The 24,798-nt window shown below is 37.9% G+C and carries 20 protein-coding genes and 2 tRNA genes; 9 read left to right on the forward strand and 13 right to left on the reverse strand.

Annotated elements, in window-relative coordinates; all coding sequences use genetic code 11:
• The first annotated feature begins 175 nt into the window (after nucleotides 1-175).
• From ileS to FDF36_RS02105, 5 genes are all read left to right on the forward strand, one after another.
• Nucleotides 176-3,601 carry an isoleucine--tRNA ligase gene (gene ileS, locus FDF36_RS02085; RefSeq protein WP_220390134.1) on the forward strand — a complete coding sequence of 1,142 codons (3,426 nt, stop codon included), beginning with the start codon at nucleotides 176-178 and terminating at the stop codon, nucleotides 3,599-3,601.
• Nucleotides 3,602-3,636: 35 nt separating this feature from the next.
• Nucleotides 3,637-4,017, forward strand: a complete 381-nt coding sequence (locus FDF36_RS02090; RefSeq protein WP_005777736.1) for a TraR/DksA family transcriptional regulator — start codon at nucleotides 3,637-3,639, stop codon at nucleotides 4,015-4,017.
• A gap of 113 nt (nucleotides 4,018-4,130) precedes the next feature.
• The gene (locus FDF36_RS02095; RefSeq protein ID WP_220390135.1) at nucleotides 4,131-4,763 is read left to right on the forward strand and encodes a lipoprotein signal peptidase; all 633 of its coding nucleotides are present in this window, start codon (nucleotides 4,131-4,133) and stop codon (nucleotides 4,761-4,763) included.
• A gap of 10 nt (nucleotides 4,764-4,773) precedes the next feature.
• Nucleotides 4,774-5,820 (forward strand): DUF4296 domain-containing protein, encoded by a 1,047-nt coding sequence (locus FDF36_RS02100; protein WP_220390136.1) that lies wholly within the window; start codon nucleotides 4,774-4,776, stop codon nucleotides 5,818-5,820.
• A gap of 8 nt (nucleotides 5,821-5,828) precedes the next feature.
• Complete coding sequence (locus tag FDF36_RS02105; RefSeq protein ID WP_220390137.1) at nucleotides 5,829-6,161, forward strand: hypothetical protein; 333 nt, start codon at nucleotides 5,829-5,831, stop codon at nucleotides 6,159-6,161.
• Here FDF36_RS02105 and FDF36_RS02110 read toward each other — a convergent pair.
• Nucleotides 6,115-6,876 carry a TrmH family RNA methyltransferase gene (locus FDF36_RS02110; protein WP_220390138.1) on the reverse strand — a complete coding sequence of 254 codons (762 nt, stop codon included), beginning with the start codon at nucleotides 6,874-6,876 and terminating at the stop codon, nucleotides 6,115-6,117. The two genes, FDF36_RS02105 and FDF36_RS02110, sit on opposite strands and share 47 nt — an antisense overlap.
• Nucleotides 6,877-7,185: 309 nt before the next feature.
• Between FDF36_RS02110 and FDF36_RS02115 the strand changes: the two genes are divergently transcribed.
• Both FDF36_RS02115 and tamL read left to right on the forward strand, forming a co-directional pair.
• Complete coding sequence (locus FDF36_RS02115) at nucleotides 7,186-7,704, forward strand: energy transducer TonB (RefSeq protein WP_220390139.1); 519 nt, start codon at nucleotides 7,186-7,188, stop codon at nucleotides 7,702-7,704.
• Between the two features lie 120 nt (nucleotides 7,705-7,824).
• The gene (gene tamL / locus FDF36_RS02120; protein WP_220390140.1) at nucleotides 7,825-10,137 is read left to right on the forward strand and encodes a translocation and assembly module lipoprotein TamL; all 2,313 of its coding nucleotides are present in this window, start codon (nucleotides 7,825-7,827) and stop codon (nucleotides 10,135-10,137) included.
• A gap of 81 nt (nucleotides 10,138-10,218) precedes the next feature.
• Here tamL and FDF36_RS02125 read toward each other — a convergent pair whose 3' ends face one another.
• The 4 genes from FDF36_RS02125 to FDF36_RS02140 form a co-directional block, all read right to left on the reverse strand.
• A complete protein-coding gene (locus FDF36_RS02125; RefSeq protein WP_044300861.1) occupies nucleotides 10,219-10,773 on the reverse strand; it encodes a DUF3332 domain-containing protein in 555 nt (184 codons plus the stop codon).
• A gap of 121 nt (nucleotides 10,774-10,894) precedes the next feature.
• The gene (locus tag FDF36_RS02130; RefSeq protein WP_005806070.1) at nucleotides 10,895-11,332 is read right to left on the reverse strand and encodes a DoxX family protein; all 438 of its coding nucleotides are present in this window, start codon (nucleotides 11,330-11,332) and stop codon (nucleotides 10,895-10,897) included.
• Nucleotides 11,333-11,893: 561 nt separating this feature from the next.
• A complete protein-coding gene (locus FDF36_RS02135; RefSeq protein WP_220390141.1) occupies nucleotides 11,894-12,421 on the reverse strand; it encodes a hypothetical protein in 528 nt (175 codons plus the stop codon).
• 585 nt (nucleotides 12,422-13,006) lie between these two features.
• A tRNA-Lys gene (locus tag FDF36_RS02140) sits at nucleotides 13,007-13,079 on the reverse strand.
• Nucleotides 13,080-13,600: 521 nt separating this feature from the next.
• Here FDF36_RS02140 and FDF36_RS02145 point away from each other — a divergent pair.
• A complete protein-coding gene (locus tag FDF36_RS02145) occupies nucleotides 13,601-14,743 on the forward strand; it encodes an OprO/OprP family phosphate-selective porin (protein WP_220390142.1) in 1,143 nt (380 codons plus the stop codon).
• A gap of 315 nt (nucleotides 14,744-15,058) precedes the next feature.
• On the opposite strand, the gene FDF36_RS02150 is transcribed toward FDF36_RS02145, so the two are convergent.
• The 8 genes from FDF36_RS02150 to FDF36_RS02185 form a co-directional block, all read right to left on the reverse strand.
• The gene (locus tag FDF36_RS02150; protein ID WP_220390143.1) at nucleotides 15,059-16,417 is read right to left on the reverse strand and encodes a transposase; all 1,359 of its coding nucleotides are present in this window, start codon (nucleotides 16,415-16,417) and stop codon (nucleotides 15,059-15,061) included.
• Nucleotides 16,418-16,619: 202 nt separating this feature from the next.
• On the reverse strand, nucleotides 16,620-17,831 hold the full coding sequence (locus tag FDF36_RS02155) for an MFS transporter (protein ID WP_220390144.1): 1,212 nt from the start codon (nucleotides 17,829-17,831) through the stop codon (nucleotides 16,620-16,622).
• Between the two features lie 256 nt (nucleotides 17,832-18,087).
• Nucleotides 18,088-18,160 (reverse strand) — tRNA-Lys (locus FDF36_RS02160).
• 88 nt (nucleotides 18,161-18,248) lie between these two features.
• Nucleotides 18,249-19,052, reverse strand: coding sequence for an MBL fold metallo-hydrolase (locus FDF36_RS02165; protein ID WP_220390145.1), 804 nt, complete (start codon nucleotides 19,050-19,052; stop codon nucleotides 18,249-18,251).
• Nucleotides 19,053-19,130: 78 nt separating this feature from the next.
• Entirely contained in the window at nucleotides 19,131-20,519 is a 1,389-nt protein-coding gene (locus tag FDF36_RS02170) for an MFS transporter (protein WP_220390146.1), read from the reverse strand.
• A 148-nt stretch (nucleotides 20,520-20,667) separates the two neighbouring features.
• Nucleotides 20,668-22,074: a glucuronate isomerase gene (gene uxaC, locus FDF36_RS02175; protein WP_005815898.1), complete on the reverse strand. Its 1,407-nt coding sequence runs from the start codon at nucleotides 22,072-22,074 to the stop codon at nucleotides 20,668-20,670.
• Between the two features lie 391 nt (nucleotides 22,075-22,465).
• The gene (locus FDF36_RS02180; protein ID WP_005793935.1) at nucleotides 22,466-22,999 is read right to left on the reverse strand and encodes an FHA domain-containing protein; all 534 of its coding nucleotides are present in this window, start codon (nucleotides 22,997-22,999) and stop codon (nucleotides 22,466-22,468) included.
• Nucleotides 23,000-23,009: 10 nt separating this feature from the next.
• Nucleotides 23,010-24,071, reverse strand: coding sequence for an HU domain-containing protein (locus tag FDF36_RS02185; protein WP_220390147.1), 1,062 nt, complete (start codon nucleotides 24,069-24,071; stop codon nucleotides 23,010-23,012).
• A gap of 158 nt (nucleotides 24,072-24,229) precedes the next feature.
• Here FDF36_RS02185 and rfbC point away from each other — a divergent pair, with 158 nt between their 5' ends.
• Nucleotides 24,230-24,778, forward strand: coding sequence for a dTDP-4-dehydrorhamnose 3,5-epimerase (rfbC, locus tag FDF36_RS02190; RefSeq protein WP_220390148.1), 549 nt, complete (start codon nucleotides 24,230-24,232; stop codon nucleotides 24,776-24,778).
• Nucleotides 24,779-24,798: the final 20 nt, after the last annotated feature.

Genomic DNA, 24,798 nt, shown 5'->3' on the forward strand with positions numbered 1-24,798 from the left:
TGTTTTGCCCCCCTTACTACTTTTTACACTCTTTTCACAAGGTGACCCCTCCTGTCAGACTGAAATTAAAAAGGCTTTTCTTGTATGAAAACGAATGTTTTTGTACATTTGCACCCTTAAAATAGGGAGGGTATCCCGATCTTAAATTGTAAATAGTAAAATTGTAAATATAGCCATGAGCAAGAAATTTGCCGAATATTCGCAGTTCGACCTCTCGCAGGTGAATAAGGACGTGTTGAAAAAATGGGACGAAAACCAGGTTTTCGCCAAGAGTATGACAGAACGTGAAGGCTGTCCTTCGTTTGTTTTCTTCGAAGGGCCTCCATCAGCTAACGGTATGCCGGGTATTCACCATGTAATGGCTCGTTCTATAAAAGATATTTTCTGTCGTTACAAAACGATGAAAGGATATCAGGTGAAACGTAAGGCAGGTTGGGATACACACGGACTCCCTGTAGAATTAGGTGTAGAAAAGTCTTTAGGGATCACCAAAGAGGATATTGGAAAAACAATTTCTGTAGCAGAATACAATGCTCATTGCCGTCAGGATGTAATGAAATTCACAAAAGAATGGGAAGACCTGACTCATCAAATGGGGTATTGGGTGGATATGAAGCACCCGTACATCACATATGACAACCGTTACATTGAAACACTGTGGTGGTTATTGAAACAATTGTATAAAAAAGGATTACTTTATAAAGGATATACTATCCAGCCATATTCTCCGGCAGCCGGGACAGGATTAAGTTCACATGAACTGAATCAGCCGGGATGCTACCGTGACGTGAAAGACACAACGGTAGTGGCGCAATTTAAGATGAAGAACCCTAAACCCGAAATGGCAGAGTGGGGTACTCCTTATTTTATAGCATGGACTACTACTCCATGGACACTACCTTCGAATACAGCACTTTGTGTAGGTCCTAAAATTGACTACGTTGCAGTTCAATCGTATAACGCATATACAGGACAGCCAATCACGGTAGTATTGGCAAAGGCATTGTTGAATGCACATTTCAGCCCGAAAGCAGCCGAACTGAAACTGGAAGATTATAAACCAGGTGATAAGTTGGTTCCTTTCAAAGTAATTGCTGAATATAAAGGTATTGATTTGGTAGACATGGAATATGAGCAATTAATTCCATGGGTAAATCCGGGAGAAGGTGCTTTCCGTGTAATACCGGGCGATTATGTAACAACAGAGGACGGTACGGGTATTGTACACATCGCTCCGACATTTGGTGCGGATGATGCTCAAGTGGCAAAAGCTGCCGGTGTGCCTCCATTACAGTTGATTAATAAAAAAGGTGAACTTCGTCCGATGGTAGATCTGACCGGTAAATTCTATACTTTAGATGAGTTGGATGAAGAATTTGTAAAACAGCGTGTTAACGTAGATTTATACAAAGAATATGCAGGTCGTTTCGTGAAGAATGCTTATGATCCGAATCTGTCCGATCAGGATGAATCATTGGATGTAAGTATCTGTATGATGATGAAAGTTAATAATCAGGCTTTCAAAATAGAAAAGCATGTGCATAATTACCCGCACTGCTGGCGTACAGACAAACCGGTGCTTTATTATCCGCTGGATAGTTGGTTTATTCGTTCTACTGCATGCAAAGAGCGCATGATAGAGTTAAACAAAACCATTAACTGGAAACCGGAATCTACCGGAACCGGACGTTTTGGCAAATGGCTGGAAAACCTGAATGATTGGAATCTGAGCCGTTCCCGTTACTGGGGTACTCCGTTGCCTATTTGGCGAACAGAAGACAACAGCGACGAGAAATGTATAGAGTCGGTTGAGGAGTTATATAATGAAATCGAAAAATCGGTTGCCGCAGGGTATATGCAATCGAATCCCTATAAAGATAGAGGTTTCATACCGGGTGAGTATAATGAAGAAAATTATAATAAGATAGATCTCCATCGCCCGTATGTAGACGATATTATCCTTGTTTCAAAGGATGGTAAGCCTATGAAACGCGAAACGGACCTGATTGACGTATGGTTTGATTCGGGTGCGATGCCTTATGCACAGATCCACTATCCATTTGAAAATAAAGAGTTGTTGGATAGCCATCAGGTATACCCGGCAGACTTCATTGCAGAAGGTGTGGATCAGACACGTGGATGGTTCTTCACATTGCATGCCATTGCAACCATGGTATTTGACAGTGTTTCATACAAAGCAGTCATTTCAAACGGATTGGTGTTAGACAAGAATGGCAATAAAATGTCTAAACGCTTAGGAAATGCGGTTGATCCGTTCTCTACTATCGAGAAATATGGATCCGACCCCTTGCGTTGGTATATGATTACCAATTCTTCTCCATGGGATAACCTGAAGTTTGATGTAGAAGGTATCGAAGAAGTGCGGCGTAAATTCTTTGGTACTTTATACAACACCTATTCTTTCTTTGCTTTGTATGCTAATGTAGACGGGTTTGAATACAAAGAGGCTGATGTTCCGATGAGCGATCGTCCGGAAATTGACCGATGGATTCTCTCCGTACTGAACACATTAATAAAGGAAGTAGATACCTGTTATAACGAATATGAACCGACTAAAGCAGGACGTTTAATTTCTGATTTCGTAAACGATAATCTGTCTAACTGGTACGTCCGCCTGAACCGTAAGCGTTTCTGGGGTGGTGGATTCACTCAGGATAAACTATCTGCATATCAGACTTTGTATACATGCCTGGAAACGGTAGCCAAATTAATGGCACCTATCGCTCCTTTCTATGCAGACCGTCTGTATGGCGACCTAATCAGTGCAACAGGACGCGATAATGTTGTTTCTGTCCATCTGGCGAAATTCCCGGAATACAATGAAAAAATGGTAGATAAGGAACTGGAAGCACAAATGCAGATGGCACAAGACGTTACTTCCATGGTATTGGCATTGCGTCGTAAAGTGAATATTAAAGTTCGTCAGCCGTTGCAGTGTATCATGATTCCCGTAGTGGATGAAACACAAAAGGCGCATATCGAGGCTGTAAAAGCACTTATCATGAGTGAAGTCAACGTAAAAGAGATTAAATTCGTTGATGGTGCAGCTGGCGTTCTGGTGAAAAAGGTTAAATGTGACTTCAAAAAACTGGGACCAAAATTCGGCAAGCAAATGAAGGCTGTTGCGGCAGCTGTAGCAGAAATGTCACAGGAAGCTATTGCCGAACTTGAGAAGAACGGCCGTTATACCCTTGTTTTAGATGGGGCAGAAGCTGTTATAGAAGCGGCAGATGTAGAGATCTTCAGCGAGGACATTCCGGGATGGTTGGTTGCCAATGAAGGGAAATTGACTGTTGCGCTGGAAGTTACTGTAACGGAAGAACTTCGCCGTGAAGGAATTGCACGTGAATTGGTAAACCGCATTCAAAATATCCGTAAATCAAGTGGTTTCGAGATTACAGACAAAATAAAAATAACATTATCTAAAAATCCGCAGACAGATGATGCGGTAAATGAATATAATGGTTATATTTGTAACCAAGTTTTGGGTACATCCCTTACTTTGGCAGACGAAGTAAAAGACGGCACAGAATTAAATTTTGACGACTTCTCTTTGTTCGTGAATGTAGTGAAAGAATAATTCTAATACTAATAACCTATTAAACAGTAAAAGTTATGGCAGAAAAGACAAGATATTCGGATGCGGAGTTAGAAGAATTCCGTGCCATCATCAATGAAAAACTGGAATTAGCACAACGTGACTATGAACAGTTAAAACTGAGCTTAATGGGACTGGACGGGAATGACACAGATGACACGTCCCCCACATATAAAGTCTTGGAAGAAGGAGCAAATACATTGTCGAAAGAAGAGACTACACGTCTGGCTCAGCGCCAACTGAAGTTTATTCAGGGTTTACAGGCTGCTCTTGTACGTATCGAGAATAAAACGTATGGTATTTGCCGCGAAACAGGAAAATTAATTCCGGCAGAACGTCTGCGTGCTGTGCCTCATGCTACACTGAGCATTGAAGCAAAGAACAGTGGAAAGAAATAAATAGTAGGCTACGAGCTACCTATTGCAAGAGACAAGTGTATACACGCAATATCGTGTTTCTCTTTAGCTTGTAATGGGTAGCTCGTAACTTATATAACTGATAGCGTAACAAAATGAAAAAACTACTCACGAAAGGACAAATCGCTCTGCTCGTCATTTTTTCTGTGCTGATCATTGATCAAGTGATTAAAATCTGGATCAAGACTCATATGTATTGGCATGAGAGTATCCGTATTACAGATTGGTTTTATATTTATTTCACCGAAAATAATGGTATGGCATTTGGAATGGAGATATTTGGAAAACTCTTTCTGACTACATTCCGAATCGTCGCAGTAGGCCTGATAGGGTGGTACTTATATAAAATAGTAAAAAGGGGATTAAAAACCGGATATATCATTTGTGTATCGTTAATCTTGACCGGTGCACTGGGTAACATTATTGACAGTGTTTTCTATGGAGTCTTTTTCAACGAAAGCACCCATTCACAGATAGCCAGTTTTATGCCCGAAGGAGGTGGTTACTCCACTTGGTTCTATGGTAAAGTAGTTGATATGTTTTATTTCCCGATAATTGATACGAACTGGCCGACATGGATGCCTTTTGTAGGTGGAGAACATTTCATTTTCTTTAGTCCGATCTTCAATTTCGCAGATGCCGCCATTAGCTGCGGAATTATTGCCTTATTACTGTTCTATAGCAAATATCTGAATGATTCATACCATCATTCTGTGACCAAAAAGTAAAAAAGAGGTAATGAAAAAGTATTTCCGGTTTCAATTATGTTGTATCTGTCTTTTGGTACTGATAACATCTGCTTGTAAGGTGAAAAGACCTGATAGCGTTATATCAGAATCACAGATGGAAAATCTGCTATACGATTACCACATTGCCAAAGCGATGGGTGAGAACATGCCTGGTGGCGAGAATTACAAAAAAGCATTGTATGTAGAAGCTGTATTTAAGAAATATGGTACAACAGAAGAAGTTTTTGACTCGTCTATGGTGTGGTATACACGCAACACAAAAATACTATCGGAAATCTATGAAAAGGTAAATAAAAGGCTGAAAGCCCAACAGGATGCCATCAACCACTTAATAGCATTGCGTGATAATAAGCCTAAGATGTCTGCTCCAGGCGACAGTATCAATGTCTGGGCATGGCAGCGGGTTGCCCAGTTAACGGAATCTCCATTGAATAATAAGTTCACGTTCACATTACCTTCTGATACAAATTTCAAGAAACGTGATGTATTGCTCTGGAAAATACAATATAACTTCCTGGATGGAATGCCGGACTCAACAATGGCTCCGGTAATGGCCATGCAGATTGTTTATAAGAACGACAGTGTGACCAATAGTTGCACGAAACATATATTTGAATCAGGAATTCAGGACATTCGTCTTCAATCAGATACGATGACTATCAAGGAAATAAAAGGATTCATTTTCTATCCGCAATCCCAAAAGTCAACAACACTTTTGGTTAGTGACATTTCGTTGACCCGTTATCATGTAAATGACTCATTAACACAAATGGGAAAAGACTCTTTAAATGCCGACTCAATAACAGAAAAAAACAAAGTAGATTCTATCCGGAAGAAAGCTCCCCAAGATACTATTCAAACGACGCCGGTACATCAACGGACTAATCCAAAGGATTTGAACCGCCCCAATAACGATGTCCGTCCCGTTAAACCGGAACAACGAGAGAAAGAGCAACAAATAGAAAAAGAAAAACAGCAATTAGAAAGACAGCAACGAACTAATCCGAGGAGACCATTGCGTCGTCAGAATAATTAGAAGATGAGATGAAACGTTTTGCTGCACATTATATATTTATTCCGGAAAGTGGATTTTTAAAACTGTATGCTATAGAAATGGAGGGAGAGTATGTCTATCGTATTTTTCCCTGTAATGAAGAAATTGAATCTGTAGAATGGTTTCCCGGTGTCATTTTATTGACCTCACAAAAAAAACTGGATATAAATAATACTTTGTTCAACTTAACCGATACCGATGAACAAAGTATTACTATTCCGGAAATTACCTCATGCATGAAATGGCAGGCTTATTTGTTATTTCCCTTTGACTTTGCTACAATGCGGCCTGTCGCCGAAACTCAGCGCAGACAATTGCGGTAGCAATGGCTACATTCAATGATTCTGAGGTCTCCCGTTCTTGAGGATAATTTGGAATGTATAACTTACGGTTTACCAGCTTTTCCACTTCAGTTCCAATACCATTTCCTTCATTGCCCATTACTATTATTCCATTCTTTGACAAAGGCTGCTCATACATATTCTTTCCATCCAGAAAGGTGCCATATACCGGTATATTTCCCAGCACATGAATCAACTCTGGCAATGCGATATAATGTACTTTTACTCTGGCAATGCCTCCCATGGTAGCTTGTATAGCTTTAGGGTTAAAAACATCAACAGTGTTTGGCGAACAGAAAATGTGTTCAATACCAAACCAGTCCGCAAGACGAATGATTGTCCCAAGATTGCCGGGGTCTTGAATATCATCCAAAGCTAAGCATAAAGAGTTACGAATAACTTCTGTATCGATCTCATACTTCGGTTGTTCAAACAATGCCAATACTTGTTGAGGGCTCTTCAACAAACTGGCACGAGACAAATCCTCAGGACTTACTTCAATTACCTCCATAGCCTTGACTGTAGAATGTTCTCTAAACCATTCCGAAGTGGCCGCCAGAAACTTACAGGGGAAATGTCCCAGTAAATCATCTACCAATTTGGGACCTTCTGCCAGAAAGACTCTTTCTTCTTTCCTATTTTTTTTTAATTCCAGCGATCGGATATATTTAACTCTATTTTTACTTAATGTTCCCATCTAACTCTAATTTTACGGCAAAGCTATAAAGATATTCCCAATTAACTATTATACTTCTAATCCTTTTTGTGGTTTTATTTTCTTATCATTAACAAACTTTATATTGATAAATATAAACTATCTACTTAAATTTAGTAGATTTGTAATATATCATTATATTGATATCCAGAACGAAGAAGATATGCCCAGACAGATAAAACACAATAAAGAAAGAAGAATAGTATCTTCTTTTAAAAATAAATAAGATCTGATTGGCTGCAGCAAATTCAGATATTAATCCTAATGTATAACCTTTAAAAACGAATTAAAATGTTGAACGAAAAAAGAACTCAAAAAATTATGAAGAGCAAATTTCTGATATTTCTGCCGGTAGTAGCCATGTTGCTATTGTTTAGCAATTGCGGAAATAAAACAAGTAACGAGCAGGCTACTACCGAGATGAAAGACTCTGTAAGTGCCACACAATCTCTCAAAGAAGAAGCTGTACCGGACTCTGTAGCTATACTAAAAGACGTAGTGTATGATGTCGTTGATACTGCTCCTACATTTCCGGATGGAATGAAGGCATGCTTACAGTTTATTGCAAAGAACATCAAATATCCGGCCCAAGCCATTGAAAACAAGGAAGAAGGTCAGGTAGTAGTTCAGTTTATTGTTTCTAAAAATGGTAAACTGCTTAACCCGATTGTTGTAAAAAGCATATCTCCGCTACTTGATGCCGAAGCTATCAGAGTGGTAAACTCAATGCCCGATTGGATTCCGGGAAAACACAAAGGTGAAAATGTAAACTCACGATTTACACTTCCGGTCAGATTTAGACTTAAATGATGTAATCATCTATAAAAATGCTGGAAAAGTAGAAATGCTCTTCCGGCATTTTTATTTCCCCAAACAAAAAATATGGTTTATATTTGTAACCTATTTGGCGTAATCTATTAAAAACCGTATATGAAGAAAGGGGTTCTTTACACGATTCTTCTTTATTTTGTTTTGTCACTGGCTTCGTGTTCTGCCACTAAGTTTGTGCCGGAGGGTTCTTATTTGTTGGATGAAGTAAAAATACATACTGATAATAAAGATATAAAACCGTCGGACATGCGACTTTATGTACGACAGAATCCTAACTCGAAATGGTTCAGCGCAGTCAAGACTCAACTGTATGTGTATAATTGGTCCGGAAGGGATTCTACGAAATGGCTCAATAAATTCTTGCGCAAGATAGGAGATGCTCCGGTTATCTATAATGAAGCCGATGCTATCCGTTCGCAAGAAGAAATTGCAAAAGCAGTGCAGAATCTCGGCTATATGGGAGCTACCGTAAAAAGAACCACAAAAACTAAAAAGAAAAAGCTAAAATTGTTTTATGAAATCAATTCAGGCAAACCTTATACTGTACGCACACTGAAGTATGATATTTCTGATAAGAAAATAGCCGAATATCTTCAAAATGATTCTACAAAATCAATGTTGAAAGAAGGAATGCTTTTCGATGTAAACACACTTGATGCGGAACGGCAACGTATTACAGACTACTTATTGTGCAACGGTTATTATAAATTTAATAAGGATTATATTACTTATACGGCAGATACTGCCCGCAATACCTATCAAGTAGATTTGACTTTACATCTGTTGCCCTATAAAGCTTATGTTGGTGACGTTCCTAAAGAACATCCTCAGTACAAGATCAACAAAATCAATTTTATTACTGATTATGATGTCTTGCAATCATCAGCTCTGAGCAGTATTGAAATTAATGACTCTCTGCATTATAACGGATTTCCGATCTATTATAAAGACCAACTGTATTTGCGTCCTAAAATGCTGGTAGATAACCTAAGATTCACCTCCGGAGATTTATATGATGAACGTAACGTACAAAAGACCTATACTTCTTTTGGGAGGCTTTCAGCTCTCAAGTATACTAACATTCGTTTTTTTGAGACACAAAATGACGATAGTACCAGACTGAATTGCTATGTAATGTTAACCAAAAGCAAGCATAAATCCGTTTCTTTTGAGTTGGAAGGTACTAATTCGGCAGGTGATTTGGGAGCTGCCGCATCCGTTTCTTTCCAACATAGAAATTTATTTCGCGGTTCAGAAACTTTCATGGTAAAATTCCGAGGAGCTTATGAGGCCATATCCGGATTACAGCCGGGATATAAAAACCATAATTATACTGAATACGGAGTTGAAACAAGTATCAATTTCCCCAGTTTCTTATTTCCCTTTCTGACTTCTGACTTTAAACGGCGAATAAAAGCAACGACAGAGTTCGGACTACAATACAATTATCAATTACGCCCCGAATTCTCCCGTACCATTGCTTCAGCTTCATGGAGCTACAAATGGATGCAAAAACAAAAGATTCAACACCGCATCGATTTATTGGATATCAGCTACCTTTACCTTCCCTGGATTTCTCCTCAATTCCAGGAAGACTATATTGATAAGGACAAAGACAACTATATCCTCAGATATAATTATGAAAATCGTCTTATTGTACGTATGGGATATACTTATAACTATAATAGTGCAGGAGGAACCCTTGTCAATAATACGATAACTTCTAATTCTTATTCCATACGGGCAGGCTTCGAATCTGCAGGCAACATTCTTTACGGAGTCTCTAAAATGATTAATATGAGAAAGAATAAAGATGGGGAATATGCTATTTTAGGTATACCTTATGCACAATATCTGAAAGGTGACTTTGATTTTGCCAAGAATATTATAATCGATCATCGCAATTCGCTTGCGTTTCATGCGCGGATAGGAGTTGCTGTACCTTATGGAAATGCCAAGGTAGTTCCTTTTGAGAAACGTTACTTCTCAGGAGGCGCCAACAGTGTAAGAGGATGGTCTGTACGTAATTTAGGACCGGGCTCTTTTGCCGGCGATGGAAATTTCATGAATCAGTCCGGAGATATCAAATTGGATGCAAGCATTGAATACCGGACACGTCTGTTTTGGAAGTTCCGCGGAGCGGCATTTATCGATGCAGGCAATATATGGACTATCCGTGAATATGAAAACCAGCCGGGAGGAGCTTTTGAATTCGACAAGTTCTATAAGCAAATCGCAGTGGCTTATGGATTAGGGCTCAGACTGGACCTTGACTTTTTTGTGCTTCGTTTTGACGGAGGTATGAAAGCTGTAAATCCTAAATATAAGAAAACAAAAGAACGTTATCCTATTATTCATCCCAAATTTAGCCGTGATTTTGCATTTCATTTTGCTGTAGGCTATCCATTCTGATTCTATTAGGAATGGGAATAAAAAAAGATGAAACTGACTCTAAGAGTGGTTTCATCTTTATCTTTATAGTTATTTCGATAATCAACGTGCTGCAAAAAGCAATCCGCCCATTGTAGCCTGACGTGCAGCCATCATACCTTGTGCATCAAGAGTTACGTTCATCTTTTCTCCATTCGGTAAATTCATTTCAGCAGTACCGTCATTGTTCATTTTCAACAATTCCGTGCTTACTCCGTCAGCTACAACATTCCAAGTGTTTGCTTCTTTGTTATAAATCAACTCCATAGCTGAATTTTCACCTTCTTTAGTGATAGAATAACCATTCTCAAGGGTCTTTACCAGATAATCTCCGTTCTCACCCTTTACTTTCTTCACATCACCTACATTAGCCATAGGATTGGTACCACTCCAGAATTCGATTGAGTTAATGACCAATGCATCTGCCAGATAAGCGACACCATATACCGGAACGATATTTAAAGCAAGGAAAACAAGTTCATTTACAAATTTTGTACCAATGGACTGATTCCATGACGAAATACGATTGAACAATCCGAATGATCCTACACATGAACTAAACAGGATAGTACCACTGAGAAAAATGGCAGCAACCAAAGTTAATCTGTTCTTTTTCATACTAATTTTTTTATTTGTTATTAGGTTAATATTATGGATCATTTATATAAAAACGATCCTATTATAGTCTGCAAATATACTCTTTTTAGCTAAAGAGAACAAATTTAGGTTACTTTTCTGCTTACATTTTCCTTTTGTTTCGGAGTTGCCGGCCTATCATATAATCGACAGAATATTTCCCCGGTCCGCTTATATACATCAAAATAAAAACAATCAAATATACTAATGCCAATTCTTTCATTGCAAATGCATCATTTGCATGAATAACAAAGAATGCAATTCCCATAGTAAAGATCATTGGAATCATGGCCAACCTGTAAAGAAAACCTATAATAAAGGCCATCGAACATACTAACTCTGCAAAAATGGCCAACCCCAAGGAGAGGGGAGAACCTAATCCCAACGGATCAGGAAAAGATGTGGAAAGTTCCTGAAAATTACTCCATTTTTGTATGCCATGATTCATTAACAATAATCCAAACGAGATTCTTAGAATCAGCAGGAATGCAGACGCTCCCATACTGTCTGGTTTAAGAGGGAATAAAAATTTGTAAATCATAAGTTTATATTTTTAGATTTTATAATAAAAACAACTATCCGTTTTGTATTGTTTACTTGATACAGATCAAATAATAGCCAAATCCCTCCTAAAAAGCAACATCAAAATACAACTCATGAATTATCATTTTTGTTATATCGGTGAATGACAACTAAAATGAAAGGAATGTGATCATGAAAAAAATAAGTAAGTTTTTGAAAGGCTGTCTGGAAGAGATTGGCAGAAATATTCTTAAAGAATATGGTTACTCTGATGACAAATAAATCTCTTACAGATGTTATTATTGGGGAAATAGATCGTATTCTCAAGAACAATACATTTATTTTCATCTGAATATGCAAAAAAATGTAATATGAACATCTTTTCGAAATCCAACCTGTTATATTAGCATTAAAATATAGGGATTATGGAATATATAATTATTTATATAGCTTTTTTGCTTATCACGTGGGCATTTATCATGAAAAGTATACATGATGCGCCGGAAATGGAGGATACAGAATAATCCTCTAAATGAAAGAGGATTAATACTTTATATAGTATAAATCCTCCTTCATTTTTTTATTTACTATTACTTTCCGAAGAAGGAGCAATGTAATCTTCTTTAATGAATTCGTCATACACCTTTTTCGGATGATCAAACGGAGCTACACCAGTACGATTTTCATTGAAATTTTCACGTCTGAATTTTTTCAGCTTAAGATTATCCTCAGCATATTCCCTGAGTTTTTTCTTTTCATGCCCATACAATGAACTATCCAAAACTTCCGAATCCAATAAACTCTCTTTAGGAGTTATAGACGGCAACAAGTTTTGTTCTAATAACCCACGATAAGCACCATTGTACTCACACCACACACAATCTCCCAATAAAAACAGCCGATAAGTATATCTTGACCAAGCTGTTTTAATAGTAACCTCACGAGAGTAAATCTCCACAGTTGCCTCCGAATCGAATGCCCGATCACGGATTACGACTAATTTCCTACCTGAAATATCTTCCTTGATAAGGGTCGTCCATCTTTCGGAATTCAGAATTTCCCCGATAATTTCAGGTAACTTTTCCTTAATTTCAAATTGTATTCTCATATCATTCGCCTGTGGGCCAGGACTTATTAATTACCCCCAATTATATCTACTTTCTAAAGATAGTAAGTTTCGATAACAAAAACAAAATAAAATTCATTTTTTTCCAGTCTTTTTGCCATAATTATCTATCTATTTACTATCAAATACCTAAAAATCAATATCCTATCAATTCCACATATGATTTTCAATACAAAAGGAATTATTATGAAAGAGGAACTGATTTCAATACAAGAAAACCAATTTGCGCCAATCTTTCTTCACTTGCTAACTGACGATGGCATCAGTATGTCTGATTCCGGTTTAGTATGAGTACAATGCAATTGTTGGCTTTCTGATTATTCTATACTTGACCACAAGCGCAGCAAACAAGGCCTTCAACACAAAGATTAAAGCCTTTAAGCACAACCAACTTAGGGGTAATAAGGGACGCTGTATCCTTTCTATTCAGAACCTCGAAATTTATATATTGATAAAACTATCCTTCAGAATTTAGGTATGGATCCACTATTATTAGAATAGTTAAAAAGAAAAAGCTCTGAATATGAGTGATTTTCAGAGCTTTTATTTGATTTACTTTTTTATTTGTACACCCTCAGGGACTCGAACCCTGGACCCATTGATTAAGAGTCAATTGCTCTACCAGCTGAGCTAAGAGTGCATTGTTATCAAGCGTTCTTGATTTCGGGTGCAAAGGTAAACCTTTATTTTTAAATAGCAAATTTTCAAGAGACTTTTTTATACGGAATAATGTCTTTTATTCCGTATAAAGAATAAACTGTTGTTTTTAAGTATCAAGTTGCAAATAATCACACAAAACAAACGAGCTCATTCACAATAATGTATAGCAAAAGAGAAATTTTCAGATCAATATTTAGTAAAAAACAAATTATACTTTGAATAAAGAAAAATATTCTAAGGAGTTTTTTAGATAAGCTTTATAATGATCTCTATCGAATAATTCACGTAAACTATTATAATTCAAAAGATATGGATATAATATTTTATAAGATCCACTATGCTGATAATTTTCCACATCAATTTTATTACATTAATATTATAATATTTCAAGCGGTTGGGCATACCATTATATCAATAATTTATAATATCCATTTCATCTATATTTCTTTTGATGTATTTTTGTAGTCGAAATAAACAGCAAAACTAAAAATCTAATAACGAATGAATTTATATTTAAAACACACCTTATTTTATCTATTAGGTATATCTTACGCTTTGATATCTTCAGCACAGTCTAATCCGGATAAACTACAATGTAAAGTGACAGGACGCATGCTTCTGGATGGCGGTGTTTATCTCAAGAATGATAATAATTTTGGTAATGGAGTTGAATTCAGTGATCTTCGGATAGGTGCAAAAGTCGCATATCAAAATTGGGATATGAAACTTGAAATAGGCTATACCGGCAATAAAGCGACAATAAAAGATGCTTTTGCAAAGTACACATACAAGAACCACTCTATACAAGTCGGACAATTCTACGAACCGTTTAGTTTAGAAATGATGTGCAGCACTTTCGACATTCGCTTTAATCAATCTCCAGGAGCTGTTCTTGCATTAACAAACGGCAGACGAATGGGAATCACTTATAGTTATCGAAACAAACGTCATTATATGTCAGGAGGGGCATTCATGGATAATGAAGTCAACAACCTAAAAAAAGCGTCACATGGATATGCTTTGGATGGCAGGGTAGTATATCGTCCGGTTTTTGATAGCAAGAAACTTATTCATATAGGTTTTGCGGCCAATTACCGCACCCCTAACGAATCCTTAAATGAAGAAGATAAAAACATATTTATCTATAAATCTCCTGGTGTGAGTACGATTGATAACCGAAATATTGCAATGGCTACTATTGATCATGCAGCGTATCAGATAAAATTTGGCACAGAACTACTGGTTTATTATCACCGTTTCTGCCTGCAAAGTGAATATATATGTGCTCATGTGGAACGAGACAATGCTTTTAAGAACTATGTGGCACAAGGAGCCTACCTTCAGTGCTCTTGGCTTTTATCCGGAGAAACTTATCTGTACGATGAATCTGTTGCATGTGCCGGTCGTCCGGAAGGAAAAAGTCTGGAGGTTTGTTCACGATTTAACTATTTGACACTCAATGATGAGGATGCCGCCATTTGGGGAGGAGAACAAAAAGATATCTCCATCGGACTCAACTATTATATTAATAAATATATAGGTATAAAATTAAACTATAGCTATCTGATGCCCGGAGCCAGTATAAAAGAGATCAGCCGCAAAAACTTTAGTGTTTTTCAAGGACGATTTCAATTCATTTTTTAATTGGCTATTGCTTCTATCCTCTGATCATATTTCCTATTGTAATCCTATAGAGGCTGGATCACCATTTGCGCTTCTTTACCGATGATAATTCGGGATATTCAGTAAATGTCCGTATTTCTTATAAATTAAGAGAACAGTTTTACTTTACGTGAGCTTTTCTCTTAATTTTTTCCTGTAAAGTCTCCAGTCTTCTATCTTTTTTATAGAATATTATTTACATATTCTTATATTTTCTCCCCAACGGTACATTATGTATATGTCTTTTTAGGGGAAGTTAAAAACCTCTCCTGTTTTCCTTTTGTTATTTTAGTCTGATTATGCAGCCGCTCTTTTTTTCTTTTCAACCTTTTCTATCATGCATACTGCATTGGCCGTATGTATTCCAAAGAAAATCCAAAGCATTTCCGTTTTCCTGTTTCTAGCTTTAATTCTGGCCAGTGAGTAATGTTGTTTCTGCGTTCCAAAACTTCCTTCCAGGCGGGTCGCTCTTTCACGGCTGAGTTCCGACCGTAAGATCTTCCGAAGTGGCTCATCTTTGGACGCTCTGCCCTTACGCTTAAAGGAAGTACTTATATGATATTTAGTACAAAATTTCCGGTTGGCATTATTAGCATAGATTGAATCCGCTGCAAGCGCCTTAACCCTAACCCCGGTCAGTTGTTGTTGCAGATGAATACAGTCTTTCAAATGTACTCCTTCGTTAAAAGCCTTAAAGGAGATATGTTCAATAAAGGAGATTCCATCTATCTGTATATTGTTGACTTTGGCTCCGAATTCAACGGATTTGGTTTCCTTGCCTCTGATAATGGGGCGAAGGTAATGCCGGTCGATACTCACAATACGGTTGGGCACTTTTTTGCCTGCAAATAAATTCTTCCCTTGCTCAAGGACCGTCCGTATGACCGAGAAACGTCTTTGGTAATCAGAGGATAGTGTAAGCCTGTGCCTGTAGGATAAATGAAGCTGCTCCAGCTGGTCCAGTAACTTTTCCAATAACTGAAGTAGTCTGCGTTTAATCATACGGGTCTGTGATTTCCTGCGTTTACGCAGTTTGCTAGAAGCAAGGTAGGCACGGCTTACATCAAGATACTTGTTACGGGGACGTTGCATGTGCAATGTCCGGCAATGTTTGCACAGATGACGATGAAGCCATACAATACCTTCCCATAAGAGTTTGACATCAGTAGGAAAGCGCAGATGACTTTCATAACAGGTGGCATCGGTCATACAGACATGAAGGTTCTCAAGATAAGGTTTCCAATGCTCTGCCAAAATAAGCTGGAGGGACTCAATATCAAGGCGAGCCGCTAGTTCCTGACGAATCGCACTAACGATTTTAGGATTGGTTAGCGGATGAAGCGGATCGATCTGAACACCACAAAATAACTGGTAATGAATATTACCGTTTAAATGGTCAATCAGTTGTGAATCGGAAAAGTTGGTATAAGACTTCAAGACCATCAAGGCTATTTTACCTTCGGGAGAAAAATAACTTTTACGCCCCAAAGCAGAGGACTTCAAATGCATTTGTCGGGCCAGTTCCGAGAAAGGGAATAAAGAATGGAGGCGACCTAATTCACTCGTTGCAAAACTTTGACGATATTTTTTAAGCATATCGAACTCACTAAAACCTAAACAAGGTTCGATTTCTGATATTTTTTGTATCTTTACCATGTGTTTTTATTTTAGATTACCCCCGTTTTGGCCGTCAAACCGTTTTTTAGGGGGAATGCTTAAAGATACAAAAAAGGCAACTAACTCGCAATGAATTAGTTGCCTTAAATTTTCTTATTTTAGGAATATCCCTAAGTAAAGAAGTACGAACGGTGATCAGCTTTTTCCCTAATAAATGATCAGAGGATAACCAATCCCATATCTATTTACTTTGCTTTTCCAGATCTCTGACAGCCGGAATGCACATCATCAAAATTGAGGTAAATACAATTGCTATCCCACAACAGATAAAAATATTGGCTATTCCTAAACTATCAGCAATAAATCCGGTAATGAACAACCCAATGATAGAAGGCAATAAGCTCACGCTGTCAAAAAGGGAAAACACACGTCCTAAATATGCCGGTTTAAACTGAGTTTGCAGTAATGAAGTAAAAGGTCCGGAAAAAAATGGAACAACTATACCTTGTGCCACTGTTAATGCTGCAAAAAGTACAAATCCATCAGCCGGAAGTATTCCACAAAATGCCAATGCCGCACCAAGCAAAAAATAGGAAATGGAAATCAACAAAGTTTTACGTATCTTTGGATTCCATACACCCAATAAGGCACCACCGGCCAACATGCCAGCACCGAAAAGAGTTTCTATCAAACTTACTTGATATGCTGTTCCCGAGAAATTTTTCAAAGTCATCAACGGCATCAATGCCACCATTGGCATAACAAAAAATGTAACCAGAACTTCAGTTACCATTACCCAACTGACTCCTTTATTACGCATAATTACATTAAATCCATCTCGCATATCATAAAGTACATTTTTAGCTGAGGTATTTTCTTGTTTAGGATTGGGAATATACACAAAAAGTAAAGCTGTACAAGCTATTATAGCTCCCAATACGTCCAGAAGCATGACAAGACTCATGTCAAACGCAAGGAGCAATATGGCTCCAAGAGCCGGACCACCAATGTTACAAATCGACTGGATAGCTTGATTGATACCCGCAATGCGCATAAGCTCTTTTTCCGGTGCCAACAATGGTACAGAGGATTTCATGGCAGGCGTATGAAATGCACCGCCAACCGAACGCAACATAAGTAAAAGATATATATGCCATAATTCGATTATATCCAAATAGAACAGCAAAGCGATCACTCCGGAACAGAGAGCAACAAAACTGTCAGCACCAATCATAGTCCATTTACGATTCCAACGATCGACAAAGACACCGGCAAAAGGACCTAATAAAGCTTGTGGTAATAAAGCAGCGATAGTTGCAAATGACAATACCTCCGCAGATCCCGTTTTAAGACTAATCCACAAAACAATAGAAAACTGGGCAATAGAACTACTTAGTATGGAGAATAGTTGCCCTGTCCATATAATGATAAACTTTTTCTTCCAATTATTCATAATAAGTTTGATAAAGAATGAAATTATTTCCCTGTTGCATCTATGCAGAAGAAAAAAAGAATAGGATACACCCCTGGAAAACCTAAGATATATCTAAAACGGGATGAAACTGTAGCTAAGCCAGCTCCAAATGATTGACGAGTATGTTAAACTGATAAGTTGTTTTCATCAAATTAATTTTTGCGGTGGCAAAGATAAAACAATATTTCAAAATGTCACCAAAAACAAAAAGGAGATTATAAATAATCTCCTTTTGTACACCCTCAGGGACTCGAACCCTGGACCCATTGATTAAGAGTCAATTGCTCTACCAGCTGAGCTAAGAGTGCTTGTTTCTCGTTTGCGGTTGCAAAAGTATGGCTTTTATTTTATACTGCCAAATAAATAGGCCTGTTTTTTACTCTTTTTTTCTCACATTTATTCAAACTCATAGAGCTCCGAAGGCGTATTTCTCTTTAAAGCAAGTAGTTGCACATCTTTCCCGACAATAATACCTTTACTCTTCAATTTCCACTCAACTGTCTTATATGCTAACTCCGGATGATTATTATCTTTACTCAGATGACAAAGCCAAATATAACGAAGATGCTCCATTATGTTTTCCGCAAGAAAGTTAGCAGTATCTATATTACTCATATGACCTGTTTTGCTTGAGATACGCTCTTTCAGATATGTCGGATAAGGTCCCATACGAAGCATTTCTTCATCATAATTAGCCTCAATAATCAGATAGTGGGCTTTGCAAATATATCGGGCAGCAGTCGGAGTAATCTCTCCCAAGTCGGTAAGGAATGAAAAAACCTTTCCGTCAATTTCTATACAATAGCCTACATTATCTGTTCCATCATGCGGAACTTCAAAAGACTCGATACGAAAATCTTCCAATTGCATCGGTTCTTCTTTCTCCAAATAGCGTACAGAACCATGCAACTTTTCTGTCATACAATAGCTTTTATTGATTCCTGCATGTACACGTGCCGTAGTATATACCGGAATATTCAATTTCTCACCTAAATGTCCTACAGCTTTAATATGATCGGCATGATCGTGAGTAATAAATACTGCACGTATCGAGTCCATCGTCACATTTATGTCTTTCAGTGATTTTTTAATTGTACGAATTCCAATACCCGCATCAATGAGTATGCCGTATTTTTCGGTACCTATATAATAGCAGTTTCCACTACTGCCACTGGCCAGGCTTATAAATCTAATCTTCATTATTCTCTTCTTTTTAATGCAAATTGCCGGCAACTTTTATGGCAAATTGCCGGCAAATATACATAAAAAAGGAAACAATCAGACGTTAGTTTTCTTCTTTTTATCGATGAAATCAGTGATTTTTGCAAAAATAAGCAAAGCAATTGCTGCAACCAAACCGATTGCCGCAAAGTAATACCAGATGTAATGTGCATTCACACTGGCAACTTCCCAAGCCTCTTTGGATTCAAACAAAATTGGATCCGGGCAATACTTGGTCAGAAGAACGCCGGCAAGACCAAATCCGAAAATTGAAGATAAAAAAGAATGAAGATGACTAAACCCTAAATACATACCTTCCTCACCTTTGGGAGCCTGTAGAGAAAAATATTCCAAATAACGGGGAGATATAAAACATTCTGCTAAACCTTGAACTACGATACCGGCAATCATCATCAATGTAATATTGCTTATTCCAGAAACAACTTCATTATCCAAAAGATTGCCGCATGCCATCAATAGAGCAGAGACCGGAATCAGAAACATACCAATATTCATTGAGGTAATGGCACTGCGTTTTGCCATCCAACGAGTTACAAAACTAACACAACATACTACAACAAAAGGATTTACATTAGCAATCCATCCCGGTTTGGCTGTTTCACCTGCCATACGAATTACATACTTTGGCATCGTAGCATAAAGTTGGTGCTGCACCATCCAAAATCCCGTGATAATAAGTATTAGAATCAATAAACGCCAATTGGTGACAATACGCAAGAAACCTTGCCCGATCTCACGCATACTTTTTCCTTCTCCTACGGTGTGGGTTGATTTATACAAAAAGAAAACAGCCAACAAAGCAATAAGAGTCATAAATCCGGAGAAATAGTTTATGTAAATATATGCCTGATCACCAATCATATTTCGGAGAGGATCGATAACTGTTTTTCCGGTAAAAGCACCGATGTTAACCATCATGTAGAAAATAGAATATCCACGTGCACGGGTAGCCTCGGTTGTTTCCTTGGCAACAGAAGCCGAAATAACAGACTTAATAAATGAGCCGCCTATCATGATTATAAATAAAACCGGCACTATCAACCAACGGAAAACGCTATCCGTCAATCCACTAAAATGGGTACTTGCCCCATAGCTCACCAGCCCGGTACTTTCAAGCAATGTAGGCAATACTCCTAAACCAAAGTATCCGGCAGTTAATAACGAAAAGGCAACAAGCATTGATTTACGAAAACCAATCTTATCGGCATATGCTCCGGTAAAAATAGGAAGCAAGTATAATCCACCGGAAAAAAGACCGGAAATCATACTTGCTTCGAAATCATTAAAACCTAAAATAGTAGATAAGTAAATAGTGAGAACGATAAACACAGCATAGTAAGCCATGCGTTCAAACAGTTCGACTGTGTTGCTGACATAAAAGGCTCTTGTGAACCCTTTGGCAGCAGGCTGAGGGGAATTGTTCATTTATGTTTTTCTTTTTTAAAATTGATAATAGGACGCAAAGATAAGATTTTCTGCCAATGCGACACCCCCACATCTAAAATAAAAGCCGGAAAAGGCTTGAAAAGCGAATTTCCGACTCAGTTTATTGTAACAGATAAGATGACACTAATTAAAAATGAAAAAAGTTTTTGGCATTAAAATAACTTATATCTTCAACCATCTGACAGACACGCTCCATTTCCGACAAAGGTATCTCACCGTTTTCCACATCACACCCCAATAAATTACATAAAGTACGACGAAAATATTCATGACGAGGATAGGAGAGGAAGGAGCGAGAATCCGTCAACATTCCCACGAAACGGCTCAATAATCCGAGAAGAGAAAGAGCATTCAATTGCCTTTCCATTCCATCCTTCTGATCAAGGAACCACCATCCCGACCCGAACTGAATCTTACCAGGTATACTCCCGTCTTGAAAATTACCTATCATGGTGGCAATTACTTCGTTTGCACAAGGATTCAGGTTATACAGAATTGTTTTAGTCAACTTACCTTTTGAATTCAGCCGATCCAGGAATTTACTCATGGCTTTAGCTGTAGCAAACTCACCTATTGAATCGAATCCCGTATCGGGTCCCAACTGCTTGAACATTCGGCTGTTATTGTTCCGAATAGCACCGTAATGAAATTGTTGTGTCCATCCTTTTTCCCAGTCCATTTCACCGAGCACAACTAACATTGCTGATTTAAACTTCAAAACTTCTTCTTTTGTCAATTCCGAACCGCCGTATATTTTATTGAAAATAGTTTTAATCTCACCTTCCGTATAGTCCTCAGCATAAAATTCTTCGATCCCGTGATCAGACAGCTTACACCCTTGCTCTGCAAAATAGTCGTGACGTTTACGCAAAGCTAAGATCATATCATTATAGTCAGAAATAGTAATCTCACTTATTTCTGACAATTTTTCTATATAAGTGCGAAAATCTGAAGGAACTTCCACAGCCATAACTTTATCCGGTCGCCATGTGGGGAGCATCTTGATTTCAAATCCACTTTCGCGAGTTCTAATATGATATTCCAATGAATCGATAGGATCATCCGTTGTACATACGGTTTCCACATGATAACGCCGCATCATTCCGCGAGCAGAATATTCCTGAGAAGAAAGTTTCTCATTACATTCATCATAAATTTCACGTGCTGTTTTCGGATTTAGTACTTTATCAATACCAAATGCAGTTTTCAGTTCCAAATGCGTCCAGTGGTACAGTGGATTACGGAAAGTATATGGGACCGTTTCTGCCCATTTCTCAAATTTCTCCCAATCTGACGTTTCTTTACCGGTACAAAAGCATTCATCCACACCATTGGAACGCATGGCACGCCATTTATAATGATCACCGCCTAACCATATTTCAGTTAAGGACTTAAACCGATAATCATCCGCTACCATTTGGGGATTTAAATGACAATGATAATCAATAATTGGCATCTTAGCCGCATGATTATGATATAATTCCTGAGCCGTTTCGGTTTGAAGCAGGAAATTTTTATCCATAAAATTTTTCATTCTTTTGTGCTTTTATTGTATAGAATAATTATCTAAGATATAATTAAGATTACACTATTGATTATAAGCAAAATACCTTCTATTTATATTTTGATTTCATCAATCGTTATCGAACACAAAATTAAAAAAATTACTTAGAGATACAAAAATAAACCGGATATTTATAGGATTCTGATCTTAAAATAAGAAAGGAAAAACGTTTTATCAGAATGAAGGTTACAAGGTGTTAACTTCCTACCTCCAATGAAGTTAACTTCCTATTTCCAAGAAGTTAACTTCCTACATATAGGATGTTAATATCGTATTCTTAAGATGTTAACTTCTTAAAATACGGATATCCCAAATGTTTGGTGTGCACCGCATACTACTGCCTATACCTTCTAATAGGAGGTCAAATTTCTTCTTTTTTTGCAGCACGAAGGATAAGAGTAGTGGCTCCAATAGTAATAATGGCTCCGTCATCAATGCGAATACGGTCTTTATCCCCCAAGATCTCGTTCATCAAGAAAGTTCCGGTCAGGCTTGGGGCATCACGAAGAGTATAAACCAATTCTCCTTGTCTGTTACGCTTCACATTAATAATACAGTGGCGTCTGTCCATACTCATATCACCGGTTTCAATCGGAGTATTAATATCTGTACCTACGCAACGGCGACCAATGATATTATCACCTTCTTGCAGAGGTAACACTTGCTTGAAACCGAAGACATTTTCAATGACAACGATACAGCCAAACTCTTCTTTATATACATCTTCATCCAATTTCTCTTCCTTACGAGGAGCCTTCATCTTACTCTTCCCCAGACGAATACTGAATTGCTTACCACAGTGTTCACATACAAAAACCAATGACTGGCCTTCGCTATATTTAGTTTCATCAAAAGAAAGATAGTTCTCACATTTAGGACAAAGAATTCTTTTCATTATAAAATATTTATTTAGCTAACATCCAGGCGTTCTTATAAGCCTCGTTCTCTCTTAATTTCAACAGTTGACGGTTGGCATCTTCACGATCGGCACATGACATAATACTCACGCGAATCTTGCCGTCACCCATCAATACTTTGGCACCTGCATATCCCTTGGCTTTAAGTTCACCTGCCATCGCCTCCGCATCTTTCGTATTAGCTACGCTGGCAATAATTATATGATATGGAAAAGTTTTTTCCACAACCTTAGTTTCGGTTGCTTTCATTGTCTTTTCCGGTTGGTTAACTTTCACTTCTTTTACCGCAACCGGCTTTACTACAGACTCTTTACGAACAGTAGACGACTTTTTCTTCGCGGTTGCCGGTTTGGTTTGTGGGATGGCATCAACTGATTTTAGCATAACCGGAGTCATTGCCACCGATTGTTTCTCTATCTTTTCAAACAAATCAGTTGGAAGTAGCCGGGCATAATTTCCTTTTTCAATATATGTATTCTCTACCGGTGTTGACATAAAGAAAAACAATGCAACCGCTGCAATCATAGCTACGGCATTTCTCAAAAAGGCCCAGTTCGCTCTGAATTCATAACTTGTCTTTTTCTTAAGAACAGTCGGAAGAATTTGTTCTTTCTCCGGACATCGCAAAGCCGACAGCTCCTTCATCTCAAACGAGTCGAGCCCATAGAGGTAAGGAGTGGTAATTTTATTGTCATAAGGAACAAACTCGTAAGTATTATGAATGGTATAGCGGATTTCTCCAATATTAGGAAGATCAGTTTTTCCATCCTCATGCAGAGCGGAGATAAGTTCTGCCACCTCTTTTTCTACCATTTTCGTAGCATCCGAGAAATTAGTATCGTACACAGCCATATAAGATTGTACTAAAACACCATCATTCAACGTCAATTGAGGATTGAAGCCAATAGTACGGGTAGGAGGGAGGAATAAATTCTCTTCAGCCACTCTCATAGCAGGGGCGTAGTGGGTTATAAATCCACCAAAACCGGGAACGATCACACAATCATTCTCTAATAATAATACTTCAATATGCTGTGCCAATTCAATCATGTGTGCAAAATTAACTGATTAATTCAAGATATGCCATAAAACCGCACATTTTATTATTAACAAATGCTAAACGCAGGCTTCCTTTCTTAGTCATCTATAACTGTCATATTAGAAAAAATGCCTACTTTTGCGCTACTTAATAATATCATCAGAAACGAATGAATTATATACAAACAGAAATAGATGGTGTGTGGATCATTGAACCGAAGATTTTTTTCGATCCGCGCGGATATTTCATGGAAGCATTCAAGCAACAGGAATTTGATGCTACTATCGGACAGATAAACTTTATACAAGATAATGAATCTCAATCTTCATTCGGCACGCTACGCGGACTCCATTATCAAAAAGGAGACTATAGCCAAGCCAAACTGGTACGTGTCATTAAAGGTGAAGTGCTTGATGTAGCTGTCGATTTAAGACAGTCATCACCTACATTTGGAAAGCATATCAGCGTATTGTTAAGCGATGAAAATAAACGCCAGCTTTTTATTCCCCGTGGATTTGCCCATGGATTTTTAGTGAAAAGCGAAATAGCTATCTTTACTTATAAGGTAGATAATATATATGCCCCCCAATCTGAGGCTTCTATCCTATACAATGATCCGGCATTGGCTATCGACTGGCCTATTGCCGATTCGCAACTTGTCATGTCAGAGAAAGACAAGCAGGCAGAAGCCTTTCGGGAAGCTGAATATTTTGAATAGAAACCCTCAATAAATAAAAG

The organism is Bacteroides fragilis (assembly GCF_019583405.1).
Lineage (GTDB): Bacteria > Bacteroidota > Bacteroidia > Bacteroidales > Bacteroidaceae > Bacteroides > Bacteroides fragilis_B.

Excerpts from the sequence above, each read along its gene's own strand:
- FDF36_RS02150 (WP_220390143.1), bottom strand. The coding sequence starts at position 16,417 with ATGGTAAAGATACAAAAAATATCAGAAATCGAACCTTGTTTAGGTTTT.
- FDF36_RS02115 (WP_220390139.1), top strand. The coding sequence starts at position 7,186 with ATGTTGAACGAAAAAAGAACTCAAAAAATTATGAAGAGCAAATTTCTG.
- uxaC (WP_005815898.1), bottom strand. The coding sequence starts at position 22,074 with ATGAAAAATTTTATGGATAAAAATTTCCTGCTTCAAACCGAAACGGCT.
- FDF36_RS02145 (WP_220390142.1), top strand. The coding sequence starts at position 13,601 with ATGAATTTATATTTAAAACACACCTTATTTTATCTATTAGGTATATCT.
- FDF36_RS02125 (WP_044300861.1), bottom strand. The coding sequence starts at position 10,773 with ATGAAAAAGAACAGATTAACTTTGGTTGCTGCCATTTTTCTCAGTGGT.
- FDF36_RS02155 (WP_220390144.1), bottom strand. The coding sequence starts at position 17,831 with ATGAATAATTGGAAGAAAAAGTTTATCATTATATGGACAGGGCAACTA.
- FDF36_RS02165 (WP_220390145.1), bottom strand. The coding sequence starts at position 19,052 with ATGAAGATTAGATTTATAAGCCTGGCCAGTGGCAGTAGTGGAAACTGC.
- FDF36_RS02110 (WP_220390138.1), bottom strand. The coding sequence starts at position 6,876 with ATGGGAACATTAAGTAAAAATAGAGTTAAATATATCCGATCGCTGGAA.
- FDF36_RS02185 (WP_220390147.1), bottom strand. The coding sequence starts at position 24,071 with ATGATTGAATTGGCACAGCATATTGAAGTATTATTATTAGAGAATGAT.
- FDF36_RS02130 (WP_005806070.1), bottom strand. The coding sequence starts at position 11,332 with ATGATTTACAAATTTTTATTCCCTCTTAAACCAGACAGTATGGGAGCG.
- FDF36_RS02100 (WP_220390136.1), top strand. The coding sequence starts at position 4,774 with ATGAAAAAGTATTTCCGGTTTCAATTATGTTGTATCTGTCTTTTGGTA.
- tamL (WP_220390140.1), top strand. The coding sequence starts at position 7,825 with ATGAAGAAAGGGGTTCTTTACACGATTCTTCTTTATTTTGTTTTGTCA.
- FDF36_RS02090 (WP_005777736.1), top strand. The coding sequence starts at position 3,637 with ATGGCAGAAAAGACAAGATATTCGGATGCGGAGTTAGAAGAATTCCGT.
- FDF36_RS02135 (WP_220390141.1), bottom strand. The coding sequence starts at position 12,421 with ATGAGAATACAATTTGAAATTAAGGAAAAGTTACCTGAAATTATCGGG.
- ileS (WP_220390134.1), top strand. The coding sequence starts at position 176 with ATGAGCAAGAAATTTGCCGAATATTCGCAGTTCGACCTCTCGCAGGTG.
- FDF36_RS02170 (WP_220390146.1), bottom strand. The coding sequence starts at position 20,519 with ATGAACAATTCCCCTCAGCCTGCTGCCAAAGGGTTCACAAGAGCCTTT.
- FDF36_RS02180 (WP_005793935.1), bottom strand. The coding sequence starts at position 22,999 with ATGAAAAGAATTCTTTGTCCTAAATGTGAGAACTATCTTTCTTTTGAT.
- FDF36_RS02095 (WP_220390135.1), top strand. The coding sequence starts at position 4,131 with ATGAAAAAACTACTCACGAAAGGACAAATCGCTCTGCTCGTCATTTTT.
- FDF36_RS02105 (WP_220390137.1), top strand. The coding sequence starts at position 5,829 with ATGAAACGTTTTGCTGCACATTATATATTTATTCCGGAAAGTGGATTT.
- rfbC (WP_220390148.1), top strand. The coding sequence starts at position 24,230 with ATGAATTATATACAAACAGAAATAGATGGTGTGTGGATCATTGAACCG.